This window comes from Streptomyces sp. NPDC059900, from assembly GCF_050270335.1.
GTDB lineage: Bacteria > Actinomycetota > Actinomycetes > Streptomycetales > Streptomycetaceae > Streptomyces.
The window spans coordinates 1-13,176 of record NZ_JBNNJZ010000210.1; the positions used below are offsets into that span (position 1 = coordinate 1).

11 protein-coding genes are annotated in these 13,176 nt (G+C 71.9%); 8 read left to right on the top strand and 3 right to left on the bottom strand.

Annotated elements, in window-relative coordinates; genetic code table 11:
- Window positions 1–77 precede the first annotated feature (77 nt).
- Genes ACQKIP_RS24725 through fdhD form a run of 3 tightly spaced genes read left to right on the top strand, consistent with a single transcriptional unit; the run spans window position 78 to window position 3,600 of the window.
- Window positions 78–1,874, top strand: coding sequence for an NADH-ubiquinone oxidoreductase-F iron-sulfur binding region domain-containing protein (locus ACQKIP_RS24725; RefSeq protein WP_427744089.1), 1,797 nt, complete (start codon window positions 78–80; stop codon window positions 1,872–1,874).
- Entirely contained in the window at window positions 1,871–2,731 is an 861-nt protein-coding gene (locus ACQKIP_RS24730; protein WP_365855606.1) for a 2Fe-2S iron-sulfur cluster-binding protein, read from the top strand. Before ACQKIP_RS24725 ends, ACQKIP_RS24730 begins: the two co-directional genes overlap by 4 nt.
- A 5-nt stretch (window positions 2,732–2,736) precedes the next feature.
- On the top strand, window positions 2,737–3,600 hold the full coding sequence (gene fdhD / locus ACQKIP_RS24735; RefSeq protein WP_365855608.1) for a formate dehydrogenase accessory sulfurtransferase FdhD: 864 nt from the start codon (window positions 2,737–2,739) through the stop codon (window positions 3,598–3,600).
- 79 nt (window positions 3,601–3,679) lie between these two features.
- On the opposite strand, the gene ACQKIP_RS24740 is transcribed toward fdhD, so the two are convergent.
- Window positions 3,680–4,123 (bottom strand): MarR family winged helix-turn-helix transcriptional regulator, encoded by a 444-nt coding sequence (locus ACQKIP_RS24740; RefSeq protein ID WP_365855610.1) that lies wholly within the window; start codon window positions 4,121–4,123, stop codon window positions 3,680–3,682.
- A 99-nt stretch (window positions 4,124–4,222) separates the two neighbouring features.
- On the opposite strand from ACQKIP_RS24740, the gene ACQKIP_RS24745 reads away from it, so the two are divergent.
- From ACQKIP_RS24745 to ACQKIP_RS24755, 3 genes are all read left to right on the top strand, one after another.
- Complete coding sequence (locus ACQKIP_RS24745; RefSeq protein WP_365855612.1) at window positions 4,223–5,155, top strand: quinone oxidoreductase family protein; 933 nt, start codon at window positions 4,223–4,225, stop codon at window positions 5,153–5,155.
- A gap of 134 nt (window positions 5,156–5,289) precedes the next feature.
- Window positions 5,290–7,191, top strand: a complete 1,902-nt coding sequence (locus ACQKIP_RS24750; protein ID WP_365855614.1) for a sialidase family protein — start codon at window positions 5,290–5,292, stop codon at window positions 7,189–7,191.
- Between the two features lie 10 nt (window positions 7,192–7,201).
- Window positions 7,202–8,458: a DUF4185 domain-containing protein gene (locus ACQKIP_RS24755; protein ID WP_365855616.1), complete on the top strand. Its 1,257-nt coding sequence runs from the start codon at window positions 7,202–7,204 to the stop codon at window positions 8,456–8,458.
- Here ACQKIP_RS24755 and ACQKIP_RS24760 read toward each other — a convergent pair.
- Entirely contained in the window at window positions 8,394–9,440 is a 1,047-nt protein-coding gene (locus tag ACQKIP_RS24760) for a bile acid:sodium symporter family protein (protein WP_365855618.1), read from the bottom strand. The two genes, ACQKIP_RS24755 and ACQKIP_RS24760, sit on opposite strands and share 65 nt — an antisense overlap.
- Before the next feature lie 125 nt (window positions 9,441–9,565).
- On the opposite strand from ACQKIP_RS24760, the gene ACQKIP_RS24765 reads away from it, so the two are divergent.
- Window positions 9,566–10,441, top strand: coding sequence for a LysR family transcriptional regulator (locus tag ACQKIP_RS24765; RefSeq protein WP_365855620.1), 876 nt, complete (start codon window positions 9,566–9,568; stop codon window positions 10,439–10,441).
- A 9-nt stretch (window positions 10,442–10,450) separates the two neighbouring features.
- Here ACQKIP_RS24765 and ACQKIP_RS24770 read toward each other — a convergent pair whose 3' ends face one another.
- A complete protein-coding gene (locus ACQKIP_RS24770) occupies window positions 10,451–11,467 on the bottom strand; it encodes an Lrp/AsnC family transcriptional regulator (protein WP_365855622.1) in 1,017 nt (338 codons plus the stop codon).
- 99 nt (window positions 11,468–11,566) lie between these two features.
- Here ACQKIP_RS24770 and ACQKIP_RS24775 point away from each other — a divergent pair, with 99 nt between their 5' ends.
- A complete protein-coding gene (locus ACQKIP_RS24775; protein ID WP_365855624.1) occupies window positions 11,567–13,096 on the top strand; it encodes an MFS transporter in 1,530 nt (509 codons plus the stop codon).
- Window positions 13,097–13,176: the final 80 nt, after the last annotated feature.

Consider the following 13,176-nt stretch of genomic DNA (forward strand, 5'->3'; position numbering starts at 1 on the left):
GCCTGGGTCTGGACTCCCTGGGGGTGGGGCGGTTGGGGGCTGCGGCGGAGGGGTATGGGGTGGCCACGTTCTACTCCATGTTCTCGGTGCGGCCGCGCCCCGCGACGGTGGTGCGGGTGTGTACGGATCTTGCGTGCGGGGGCGCTGAGTTGTGCCGGGAGGTGAAGGCGAGGCTCGGCCCCGCGTCCGGGGTGGGGGTCGAGGAGAGTCCCTGCCTGGGGCTGTGCGAGCGGGCTCCGGCCGCGCTGGTGGTGCGGGCCGGTGCGCCTGCGGCGCCGGATTCCCCAACCCCGCCCCTTCCCGAAAACCTGCTGGCGCAGGGGCCTGGCGTTACCGCGCATCGCCTTGACGGCTCGTCCTCAAACGCCGGACGGGCTGAAAAAACACCCGCCGGACCGGCTGAGAATTTGCCGCCGGGCGAGGGGATTGCAGCCCGTCCGGCGTTTGAGGACGAACTCGGCGGAGCCGGTGATCAACGGCAACCGAGGCCCCCGCGCCAGAGCGGGTTTTCGGGAAGGGGCGGGGTTGGGGAAAAGGAATACGCCACCGCAACCCTCGCCCCCGCCACACCCGACACCCTCGCCCAAGCCGCCCTCGCCCCGGAAGACGCCCCGCAAGAACCCCCCGCGGCCCTCACCGTCCCCCAGGCAGGCCAACAAGACCTCCTGCTCCTCAGCAGGATCGGCACAGTGGACCCGTCGTCCCTGGACGACTACCGCGCCCACGGCGGCTACACCGCCCTGCGCACCGCCTTCGCCATCGGCCCCGCCGCCGTCATCCGCGAAGTGACCGACTCCGGCCTCCTCGGCCGGGGAGGCGCCGCCTTCCCCACCGGGAGGAAATGGCAGGCCACGGCCTCGCAGCCCGACCACCCCCACTACCTCGTCTGCAACGCGGACGAATCCGAGCCCGGCACCTTCAAGGACCGGGTGATCATGGAGGGCGACCCGTACGCGCTCATCGAGGCGATGACCGTCGCGGGCTACGCGACCGGCGCCCACCTCGGCTACCTCTACCTCCGCGGCGAGTACCCCCGCGCGCTGCGAAGGCTGGAGCACGCCATCGCGCAGGCCCGCGCCCGCGGTTTCCTCGGCGAGGACGTCCTCGGGCAGGGGTACGCCTTCGACATCGAGATCCGGCGCGGCGCGGGAGCATATATCTGCGGCGAGGAAACCGCCCTCTTCAACTCCATCGAGGGGTACAGGGGCGAGCCGAGGTCGAAGCCGCCCTTCCCCGTGGAGAAGGGGCTCTTCGGGAAGCCCACCGCCGAGAACAACGTCGAGACCCTCGTCAACGTGCTCCCGATCCTCACCATGGGCGCACCGGCCTACGCCGCCATCGGCACGGAGAAGTCCACCGGGCCCAAGCTCTTCTGCGTCTCGGGAAGCGTCGAACGCCCCGGCATCTACGAACTCCCCTTCGGCGCCACCCTCGGCGACCTCCTCGCCCTCGCCGGAAAGCCGGACAACCTCCGCGCGGTCCTCCTGGGCGGCGCGGCCGGAGGCTTTGTACGGCCCGACGAGCTGGACATTCCGCTCACCTTCGAGGGGACGAGGGACGCGGGCACCACCCTGGGCTCCGGTGTCGTCCTCGTCCTGGACGACACCGTGCCGCTCCCCCGCGTGCTCCTGCGCATCGCCGAGTTCTTCCGGGACGAGTCCTGCGGACAGTGCGTGCCCTGCCGGGTCGGCACCGTCCGCCAGGAGGAGGCCCTGCACCGCATCGTCGAGCGGACCGGGGCCGCGGCCGCCGGTGACATCGCGCTGCTGCGCGAGGTGGGGCGGACCATGCGGGACGCCTCGATCTGCGGGCTCGGCCAGACCGCGTGGAACGCCGTGGAATCAGCCATCGACCGCCTGGGGGCGTACAAATGACCGCCGTACCGCTGGGAATCCCGCGCCGCCTCGTCGAGTTCACGCTGGACGGGCAGGACGCCAGAGTGCCCGAGGGGTCGACCATCCTGGATGCCTGCCGGGCTGCGGGCAAGGACGTGCCGACCCTGTGCGAGGGCGACACGCTCACCCCGAAGAACGCCTGCCGGGTGTGTGTCGTCGAGGTCGAGGGCGCCCGCACGCTGGCTCCCGCCTGCTCGCGCCGCGCGGAGCCGGGCATGACCGTCCTGACCGACACCGAGCGCACCCGGCACAGCCGGAAGGTGGTCCTTGAACTGCTCGCTTCGTCGGTCGACATGTCGACCACGCCGAAGGTCGCGGAGTGGCTGAAAGAGTACGACGCCAAGCCCGGCCGCTTCGGCCCGGACGCCGCACGCGTCAACGAAGAACCCAAGATCGACAACGACCTGTACGTGCGCGACTACGACAAGTGCATCCTCTGCTACAAGTGCGTCGACGCCTGCGGCGACCAGTGGCAGAACACCTTCGCCATCTCCGTGACGGGCCGCGGCTTCGACGCCCGGATCGCCGTCGAGCACGACGGTCCGCTGACCGACTCCGCATGCGTGTACTGCGGCAACTGCATCGAGGTCTGCCCGACCGGCGCGCTCAGCTTCAAGTCGGAGTTCGACATGCGGGCCGCGGGGACCTGGGACGAGGAGCGGCAGACCGAGACGACGACGGTGTGCGCGTACTGCGGAGTCGGCTGCAATCTGACCCTGCACGTGCAGGACAATGACATCGTGAAGGTCACCTCACCGCACGACAATCCGGTGACCCACGGCAACCTCTGCATCAAGGGCCGTTTCGGCTACCAGCACGTACAGAACCGGGACTGATCGACATGGGACGAGTCACGGAGCGCCGCCGCGTCATCCGCATCCGCGAGGGGGGCGTCAGCGAGCGCCCCGACACGCTCGTCGCGGAGGAGCCGCTGGAGATCCGGCTCAACGGCAAACCCCTCGCGATCACGATGCGCACGCCGGGCGACGATTTCGCGCTCGCGGCGGGCTTCCTGGTGAGCGAGGGGGTGCTCGGCTCGGCGGACGACCTCCAGTCCATCGTCTACTGCGCCGGGGCCACCGCGGACGGGTCGAACACGTACAACGTGGTCGACGTGAAGACCGCTCCGGGGCTCGTCCTGCCCGACATCAACCTCGAACGCAACGTCTACACCACCTCGTCCTGCGGCCTGTGCGGCAAGGCGAGCCTGGACGCGGTCCGTACGACGGCCCGCTGGGTCATCGACGACACGGACGGCGGCTCCGCTCCCCCGGTCCGGCTCGGGACCGACCTGCTCGCGTGCCTCCCCGACCGGCTGCGCGCGGCGCAGCGGGTCTTCGACCGGACCGGGGGCCTGCACGCCGCGGCGCTCTTCTCCGAGGACGGGGAACTCCTCGACATACGGGAGGACGTGGGCCGGCACAACGCCGTCGACAAGCTCGTCGGGCGGGCCCTCCAGGACGGCCGCCTTCCGCTGTCGCGTGCCGTGCTGCTCGTCTCCGGGCGCGCCTCGTTCGAGCTGGCGCAGAAGGCGGTGATGGCGGGCATCCCGATGCTGGCCGCCGTGTCCGCGCCCTCCTCCCTCGCCGTCGATCTGGCCGCCGAGACGGGCCTGACCCTGGTCGGTTTCCTGCGCGGCTCTTCCATGAACGTGTACGCGGGCGAGCACCGGATCGCCATGGGGGCCACGGCCTCCACGGGCTGACCGACCGCTGCCCGCTGCACGGCGGCGGGACCCCGGCCGGCGGGGAGCGCCCCCTGCGCCGACGGGGTCCCGCCTCGCCCTACGCCCCGGTGCCCGAGACCCGGATGAGCAGGGCGAGGAACTGCTCCCGCTCGGCGGCCGTGAGCGGCGCCAGGAGTTCGTCGTTGGCGTGCCGCGCCACCTCGGCACAGCGCTCCAGGGTCCGCTCGCCCTGCTCCGTGATCGTGATCGCGTTCTTGCGGCGGTCGGCGGGGTCGGGCGTGCGCAGGACGAGTCCGGCGTCCTGGAGGTCGTTGATGACGCCGACCAGGTCCTTGGGGTCGAGCGAGATGCTGCGGCCCAGCGCCGCCTGCGCGACAGGGCCCTGGTCGGCGACGGCGGAGAGCGCCACGTGGTGCCACATCTTCATGTCCTCGCCCGCCAGCGCCTCGGCGACGAGGCCGCGGCCCCGGGCCGCCGCACGCCCGAGGAGCCAGCTGGGGAGCGTGCGGATGGCGCTGGGGGCGATCGGTGTCCTGGACATGGTGTGAGCCTATCCGCCCATCCGGGAATCGTTGGACTTCCCCATGAAAGTGCGAGTACCGTTGGGACTCCCAACGATTCTTCCGCGCCTGGAGTGTATATGCGTCGCGTCCGGTACGAACACAGCGGTGGCCCCGAGGTCCTCTTCACCGAGGACGTGCCCGTGCCCGCACCGGGACCCGGCGAGCTCCTCGTGCGCGTCGAGGCCGCGGGCGTCACGCTGCCCGTCGTACGCAAGGTCCGTGAGCCCCGCGATCCGATCCCGCTCGGCGGCGAGATTGCCGGGGAGGTGGTGTCCACGGGCGAGGGCGTGGGCGGTTACGCGCCGGGCGACCGCGTCACGGGCCTCTGCTTCGGGCACGGATACGCCGAGTTCGCGCTCCTGCACGTGACGATGGCATCGCCCGTCCCGGACGGGGCGAGCGCCGTCGACGCGGTGGCCCTCGTCCGCAGCGGCCTCGTCGCATACGGCGCGCTCGACGCCGCGCGGCCCGAGCCGGGAGAGGCCGCGCTGGTCACCGCGGCGGCCGGCGGAGTCGGCCATCTCGCCCTGCAACTGGCCCGGTTGAGGGGTGCCGCACGGGTCACCGCAGCCGTGTCGGGAGCCGGGGCGGCCGACAAGACCGCCTTCCTGCGCTCGCTCGGCGCCGACGAGGTCGTCACGTACGACGAACAGACATGGGGCGAGCCCGTCGACTACGCCCTCGATGCCGTCGGCGGCGAACTGCTCACACCGGCCGTACGGGCACTGGCGCCGCACGGGCGGCTCGTCGCCTACAGCTCGGGCGGCGGCACTGTCCAGGCGTACGACCTACTGGTGGGCGCCAAGTCGGTCAGCGGCTTCCAGATGGGGCTCGTCGCGCGCGAGCGGCCCCGGGTGTACGAGGCCTGGCGGCGCGAGGTGTGGAAGCTCTTCGGCACGGGGGCGCTGCGTCCCGCCGTGCACGCCGAGTTCGCCCTTCAGGACGCGGCGAAGGCGCATGCGGTGATCGAGGCGCGGGGCAACCTCGGAAAAGTCGTACTGATTCCCTGACGCTGACCAGGCCGCACCCATTCGTGCCACGCACGCTTCTTGTGGGGTGTCGAGCCACCCCAGTAGCGTCTGTGAGGCGAACGTTGGACGTGGGATGTCAGGATGTCCAGTCACCTTGAAGGGTGGACCGCGCCATGCCATCAGCTCTCCGTGTACGCCTCAGATCGTTACGCACCGCCGTGGCCGCGCTGGCCGTCGCCGCAGCCGCCGGGGCGCTGCTGCCCGGGCCTTCGGCGCAGGCGGCGCCGGATACCCGCGCGACGGGATTCGAGCAGCAGGTGCTCTTCAAGGCCTCGCAGGATCCCGGATACGCCTGCTACCGCATCCCCGCCGTGGTGAAGACGGTGCAGGGCACGCTCCTCGCCTTCGCCGAGGGGCGGGTCAACGACTGCAGCGACGCGGGCGACATAGACATCGTGGTCAAACGGTCGCACGACGGCGGCCGCACCTGGAGTCCGCTCCAGGTCGTGAACGAAGGCGCGGGCGACACGCACGGCAACCCCGCCCCGGTCGTGGACCGCAGGACCGGCCGCATCGTCCTGGCGGAGACATGGAACACCGGGCGCACGGACGGGCAGAACTGCGCCGTGCCCTGCGACCGCACCCCGCACCTCCAGTACAGCGACGACGACGGCCGCAGCTGGTCGGCGCCGCGCGACCTGAGCGACCAGATCCTGCCGGAGGACTGGAACTCCTGGTACGCCACCGGGCCCGTGCACGGCCTCCAGCTGACCCGCGGCCGGCACGCGGGGCGCCTCGTCTTCACCGCCAACACCGAGACGTGGAACGGCAGCCGGGTCACCGCGAACCACGCGGCGCTGATCGTCAGCGACGACGGCGGCGACAACTGGAAGATCGGCGCCACGGACTCGTACCCGATACCGCCCGAGGGCACCTTCCGGCAGAAGCCGTCGGAGATGACCGTCACGGAGCGCCCGGACGGCGCCCTCTACGTCAGCGGGCGCGAGCAGGACGGCACCGATCTGGGCCACCGCACCCACACGGTCAGCCGCGACGGGGGCAACAGCTTCGCCGCTCCCTTCAAGGCCATTCCCGATCTCTACGCACCCCAAGTGCAGTGCTCCACGCTCCAGTTCGGCAAGCGCATGCTGCTTGCCTGCCCCGGCGACCCCGACCGGCGCCGCACGATGCAGATCCGCTCCTCGTACGACGGCGGCCGCACCTGGGACAGCGTGGACCGCGGCACGACGGTGACCACGGACTGGTCCGGCTACTCGGACCTGGTGCGGGCCGACGACGGGCACGTGGGCCTGATGTACGAGGGCGGGGCGGTCGACGCCCGCGACGAGATCCGCTTCGCGCGCTTCACCGAGGACTGGCTCCAGCCGCGCCGCGGACCCGACCCGACGACCAGTGACCGTGCTCCGCACGCGAGGGGCGCGGCCGTGCTCGGCGGGGCGTCCACGACCGAGGGCCGGTTCGGCGGGGCCGTCTCCTTCGACGGCACGAACGACGCCGTACGCCTGCCGTTCCGCAAGGAACTGCCGCTCGGCGACAAGGACTTCACGGCTTCCCTGTGGTTCCGCTACTCCGCGACCAGCGGCGAACAGCCCCTGCTGTGGATGGGCGGCATCGGCACCAACCAGCCGCAGGTGTGGCTGCGCGGCGAGCCCGCGAGCAACCGTGTCACGGGCCTGATCACCACACGCGAGGGCGCCACCGCCCCGAAGTCCGCGTCGGTGCGCACCACGGGCGCCTACAACGACGGCCAGTGGCATCACATCGCGCTGCGCCGCGGCGGAGGGCAGCTGACGCTGTCCGTCGACGGCACCCGGATCACCACCGCCGACGTGCCCGGAACGGTGACCCGCAATTCCGGCTACGGATTCCACGTCGGGCAACGCGTCGACAGCCGTGCCCACTTCACGGGTTCCATCGATGAAGTGCGCGTCTACGACCGTGCGTTGAGCGACGCGGAGCTGACCGAGCTGGGAAGTGACGGCGGGTCAAAGGTCCCTGTGACGCGGGACACCGTGGCATGGCTCCCCATGGACCACATCCGCCCGAGCAACTAACGTCCCGCACGTGTCCGTCGACCAAGGTCAACGCGGAGGCCGGAGCGCGCGCAGGACCTGGATCGTCCTGCTGCTCGCCCTGGCCTGTGCGGCCGTGCTCCTCATCGCCCTCCCGGAGGACCGGGAGGGCGGTGACGCATGCGAGGCGCGGACCGTCTCGTCCTGGGCCGCCGACGACAAGGTGACCGGGGCGTTCGCCCGCTACGGCGACGACACGACGCGGGCCGACGACTGGACCGGCGGCGACGGCACGCACTCCGTGCGGCTGCCGGACGGGCGGCTCCTGTGGCTGTTCTCCGACACGTTCCTCGGCCAGGTCCACGCACCGCCCAACCCTGCGGGCCAGCCCCACACCTGGCGCGACGCGACCGCGCCCATGGTCCGCAACTCCGCCGTGGTGATGTCGCGTTCGGGCACCTTGCAGCGCACTCTGCCCGCACCGCTCTTCCCCGACCCGGCACCGCAGCAGTGGCGTTGGCCGGTCGCGGCGAAGGTGGAGCCCCGCTCCCCCGGCTCGTCCGACGACGTCGTACGCGTCCTGCTGTGGACCCGCGCCACCGGGACAGGACCGTGGATCTACGGCGTACCGACCGCCACCGAGGTCGCCACGCTCTCGCTGCCCGACCTGCGCGTCGAGGGCATCGTGAAGGTCTCCGACCAGACTGCCGTGCCGGAGCCCGACAAGCGCGTCCTGTACGGCACGACGACGGTCGACGACGGCGACTGGACGTACGTCTTCGGCGGCAACGACGGCAAGGCCGCCGCCCGCCCCGCCTCGCACGCCTATGTGGCACGCGTACCCAAGGGCAGGCTCGCGGAGCCCGGCGCGTGGCGGTACTGGAACGGCGACGACTGGACGGAGTCCGGCAAGCCGCGCCACGTCCTGGGCGACGGCGAACGCAAGGGTGTGGGCAGCGCGTTCACCGTGGTGCGCGTGAAGGGGACGTACGTCCTGTTCACCATGGCCGCGGGCACCGAGGGCCTGACCAACGTGACGTCTTACTGGGCGTGTGCGCCCACCGGCCCCTGGCACGGTCCCGCGAAGGGCTTTTCGACGCCCCTGCCGAAGGACGGCTCGGCCGAGCAGGACATGGCCGCGTACAACCCCCAGGCCCATCCGGCGCTCAGCGGGAACGGGCGGCTGCTGCTCAGTTACGACGTCAACTGGCTGGACGCGGCGCCGCAGAGCGCGCAGGCCAACGTCAGCCGGAACGTGTCCCTGTACCGACCGCGGTTCGTGTCTCTGCGGCTCGCGACGTCCCCGTGACGCCGGCGAATTCCTCGGGGTCGCGCGAGCGCCGCTTGGCGATCACCGCGCAGACCATCAGCTGCATCTGGTGGAAGAGCATCAGCGGCAGCACGGCGAGCGAGGCCTGGGCCCCGAACAGGACGCTGGCCATGGGCAGTCCGGCCGCCAGGGACTTCTTCGACCCGGCGAACTGGATGGCCACGCGGTCCGCGCGGTCGAAGCCCATCCGCTTGGCGCCGTACCAGGTCAGGGCGAGCATCACGGCGAGCAGCACCGCCTCGACGCCGAGCAGCGCGCCGAGCCGCAGCGGCGTCACCTGGTGCCAGATGCCCTGCACCATGCCCTCGCTGAACGCGGTGTAGACGACGAGCAGGATCGAGCCGCGGTCGACGTAGCCGAGCACCTTCTTGTGGCGTGCGACGAAGCCGCCGATCCACCGGCGCGTGAACTGGCCCGCGAGGAACGGCACGAGGAGTTGCAGCACGATCTTCAGGACCGAGTCCGCGGAGAACCCGCCGCCGCTGTTGCCGAGCAGGGCCGCCGCGAGCAGCGGCGTGATGACGATCCCGGCGAGCGAGGAGAAGGAGCCCGCGCAGATCGCCGCGGGGACGTTGCCGCGGGCCATGGAGGTGAAGGCGATCGACGACTGGATCGTCGAGGGCACGAGCGTCAGGAAGAGGAACCCGCTGTAGAGGGCGGGCGTCAGGACGTACGGGACGAGCCCCTTGGCGGCGAGCCCGAGCAGCGGGAAGACGAGGAACGTACAGGCCAGGACGGTGATGTGGAGCCGCCAGTGCTTGAGGCCGTCGAGCGCCTCGCGGGTGGAGAGCCGCACCCCGTAGAGGAAGAAGAGGAACGCGACGGCAGCGGTGGAGGCCCCGCCCGCGATGTCGGCGCCGACGCCGCGCGCGGGCAGCAGCGCGGCGACACCTACTGTGCCGAGCAACGCCAGGATGTAGGGGTCGATCGGCATCCAGGTGGGCCAGCTCGGGCGTTTCACTTCGCTCCATCGGTTCGGTTCGCATCGTGCCCTCTCGATGATCCTCCTGATCACCGCGATCGGGAATCCCGGATACCGCTCTGACTGTCATCACGTTCCGCGATAGCCGCGCTAGCCTGGTGACCATGTACGACCCCGCCCAGCTCCGTACGCTCCTCGCCGTGGCCCAGACGCTGAGCTTCACGCAGGCCGCCCGGCGCCTGGGGCTTCGCCAGTCCACGGTGAGCCAGCACGTGCGCCGTCTGGAGGACGCCACCGGACGCCAGCTCTTCGCGCGCGACACGCACTCGGTGGAGCTGACCGAGGACGGCGAGGCGATGCTCGGCTTCGCGCGGCGGATCCTGGAGGTGCACGAGCAGGCGTCCGCGTTCTTCACCGGGACGCGGCTCGGCGGGCGGCTGCGGTTCGGGGCCTCGGAGGACTTCGTCCTGACCCGGCTCACCGACATCCTGGAGTCGTTCCGGCACGACCATCCGGACGTCGATCTGGAGCTGACGGTCGAGCTGTCCGGCACGCTGCACGAGAAGCTGGACGCGGGCAAGCTCGACCTCGTCCTGGCCAAGCGGCGTCCGGAGGACCCGCGCGGCGAGCTGGTCTGGCACGACGAGCTGGTGTGGATCGGCGCCGAGCGGCTGCGGCTCGATCCCGAGCAGCCGGTTCCGCTCGTCGTGTTCCCGCCGCCGGGCATCTCCCGCGCGCTGGCCCTCGAGGCCCTGGAGCGGCGCGGCCGTGCCTGGCGGATCGCCTGCACGAGCGGCAGCCTCAACGGCCTGGTCGCCGCGGCCCGCGCGGGGCTCGGCGTGATGGCGCACTCCCACGGCCTGATCCCGCCGGGTTTGGTCCGCGTCCCGGAGCGGGCGGGCCTTCCGGAGCTCGGCGCGGTCGACTTCGTGCTGCTGCACGGCGAGCGGCGGGCCTCGGCGCAGGGCGCGGCGGACGCGCTCGCGGCGTCGATCCTGGCGGGCGGGGACCGGCTGCACCGGCGGCGTCAGCGCAGGTAGCCCCCACCGTCAGCGCAGGTGGGGCCGGTAGGTGAGCTGCTTGACGCGGCGCATGAACGGCGCGCTCTCGACGTGCTGGACGCCGTCGAGCCGGCCGAGCTTCCCGCTGAGGTAGGCGTAGAGGCCGGGGATGTCCCGGGTCACGGCCGTGGCCATGATGTTCGAGGGCCCCGCGACGGCGCTCGCGTGGGCGATCTCCGCGTGGGAGGCCAGGGCCCTGCCCACGGATTCCAGGGCCCATGGTGCGGTGGTGATCCAGAGCATCGCCCCGACGTGCAGGTCGATGAGGGTGTTGGCGTACTCGATGTCGAGGTAGATCGCGCCGGATGCCACCAGAGCGCCCAGGCGGCGCTTGACCGCGGACTCCGAGCGTCCGGTGGCCCGCTGGAGCTCGGGGTAGGTCGCGCGGCCGTCCTCTTCGAGCGCGGCGACGAGCGGCTCGTCCTCCGGCTCGATCCGCGGGCGTCCGTCGTGGCCGACGGCTGAGGGGCCGCTCGCCGTGGCGGGGCGCAGGGCCGCGATCTCCTCGCCGGTGAGCGGCCCGTGTTTCATCAGCCAGCCGTCGGGGCCGCCGAAGAAGCGGTGCAGGACCTGCTGGGCGTGGATGTCGATGATGTGCGGGGTGCGGGGGAGCTTGCCGAGCAGCAGGTCGTCCTGGTCGGTGCGGGTGCGGGGCCGGGTGCAGCAGACCACCTCGGTGCCGCCGGAGGTGAGGCCGATCCACGCGGTGTCGGGGCGGCGGGCCAGGGCGCCGGCGATGGCCTCGGCGCCGTCCGGTGCGCAGCGCAGGCGCAGCATCCACTGGTCATGGCCGAGCCGCTCGTGGTCCCGGACGGCGACGACCCGCAGGCTGCCTTCGGAGACGAGCCTGCGGTAGCGGCGTGCCACGGTCTGGTCGGAGACACCGAGGACGGCGGCGATCTTGCTGAAGGGCGCGCGTCCGTCGATCTCCAGCGCCTGGAGGAGTCTGACGTCCAGCGAGTCCTGTACGCCCAGGTGGTGGGATTCCGTTACTGCAACGCCCATCGGTGTCGGATTCCTTCGCTCTCACTCGGCTGGTGACTTCGATCGTCCGGTCGGCCTCCATCGTACGAGGGTCACACCGATCGCACGAGGAGACTGGAAATGCGTACATGGGGGCCGCTCACAGCGGTATGCCTGGGGACGTTCATGCTGTTGCTGGACGTGACCATCGTGGTCGTGGCGCTGCCCGACATGGCGAGGGCGCTCGACGCCTCGCTGAGTGATCTGCAATGGGTGATCGACGGCTACGCGCTCGCCCTTGCCGCACTGCTGCTCGGAGTCGGGGCCGCGGCGGACGTGCTCGGCCGACGGCGGCTCAACGTGGCGGGCACCGCGCTCTTCGCGCTCGCCTCGCTGGGCTGCGGGCTCGCCACGAACGCGGATGTCCTGGTGGCCGCCCGCGCCTTGCAGGGGCTCGGCGCCGCGGCGATGTTCGCGACGACGCTCCCGCTGCTCGGCGCCGCCTACCAGGGGCGGGACCGGTCGGTCGCGCTCGGCGTCTGGGGCGCGGTCAGCGGGGCCGCCGCGGCGATGGGGCCGATCGTCGGCGGGCTGCTCACCGAGGGGCCGGGCTGGCGGTGGATCTTCTTCGTGAACCTGCCGGTGAGCGTCGCGGCGATGTGGCTGACGCTGCGCGTGGTGCCGGAGTCCAAGGGGCAGGCGGGGCGGCGGGTCGACTGGGCGGGCACGGTGACGTTCGCGCTCTTCGCGGGCGCGCTGACGTACGGGGTGGTGCGGGCCGGTTCGGAGGGCTGGACGTCGGCGCCCACCGTGGTGACCCTCGCGGTCGCGGTGCTCGCGCTCGCCGCCTTCGTGGCCGTGGAACGCCGTGTCGCACATCCGCTGCTCGACCTGAAGCTCCTGCGCATGCCGGCCTTCACCGGCGTCCTGGTCGGCGCGATCGGCTACAACGCGGCCGCGTTCGGCCTGATGCCCTATCTGTCGATCTGGCTCCAGACCGTGCTCGGCATGAGCCCGGTGACCGGCAGCCTGGTGATGCTGCCGCTGGCCGCGACCTCGTTCGTGGTCGCCGCGATCGGCGGACGGCTCCTGCACGGGGTGCCCGCGCGGCTGACCATCGGCGTGGGGCTGCTCCTGATCGGCGCGGGCGGGGTCGCGCTCGCGGTGCTCGACGCCGGGTCGTCCTGGGGCGCGCTGGTGCCGGGGCTCACGCTCGCGGGCGTCGGCACCGGCCTGGTCTCGCCCGCGCTGGGCGGCGCGGCCCTCGCCGCGGTGCCGCCGGCGAACTCCGGGATGGCGGGCGGCGCGGTCAACACGTTCCGCCAGCTCGGGTACGCGCTCGGCGTCGCCGTCTTCGGCACGGTGCTGACCTCGCGGATGCAGGACACGCTCGGCCATGACGCGGCTCACACCGTCGCGGGGGGTGGCGCGTCGGCGATGCGTGGCACGCTTGGCGATCATGCCGTGCGGACGGCGTTCGCCTCCGGCCTGAACGCGGCGGCGGTCGTCGCGGGCGTGGTGGGCCTGGCGGCCGGAGCGGCGGTCCTGGTCATGGTGCGGTCGGCGCGCACGGCTCCCGGCGGGACTTCCGGCGCAGCTCCGGGCGGCGCACCGGAAGGAAAGGTTCCGGCGACTGCCGAGCGAGTCACCGCGAGCCGGGCACAGCCGTAACCGCTGCGTACAGATTCAGTGGAGATTACGGCACCGAAACTTACTGAACCGTAAGTATTCTGTCCCGCCCTCTCCCCTTG

Coding starts and splice junctions, on each gene's coding strand:
- ACQKIP_RS24725 (WP_427744089.1), top strand. CDS start 78: ATGTTCTCGGTGCGGCCGCGCCCCGCGACGGTGGTGCGGGTGTGTACG.
- ACQKIP_RS24730 (WP_365855606.1), top strand. CDS start 1,871: ATGACCGCCGTACCGCTGGGAATCCCGCGCCGCCTCGTCGAGTTCACG.
- fdhD (WP_365855608.1), top strand. CDS start 2,737: ATGGGACGAGTCACGGAGCGCCGCCGCGTCATCCGCATCCGCGAGGGG.
- ACQKIP_RS24740 (WP_365855610.1), bottom strand. CDS start 4,123: ATGTCCAGGACACCGATCGCCCCCAGCGCCATCCGCACGCTCCCCAGC.
- ACQKIP_RS24745 (WP_365855612.1), top strand. CDS start 4,223: ATGCGTCGCGTCCGGTACGAACACAGCGGTGGCCCCGAGGTCCTCTTC.
- ACQKIP_RS24750 (WP_365855614.1), top strand. CDS start 5,290: ATGCCATCAGCTCTCCGTGTACGCCTCAGATCGTTACGCACCGCCGTG.
- ACQKIP_RS24765 (WP_365855620.1), top strand. CDS start 9,566: ATGTACGACCCCGCCCAGCTCCGTACGCTCCTCGCCGTGGCCCAGACG.
- ACQKIP_RS24770 (WP_365855622.1), bottom strand. CDS start 11,467: ATGGGCGTTGCAGTAACGGAATCCCACCACCTGGGCGTACAGGACTCG.
- ACQKIP_RS24775 (WP_365855624.1), top strand. CDS start 11,567: ATGCGTACATGGGGGCCGCTCACAGCGGTATGCCTGGGGACGTTCATG.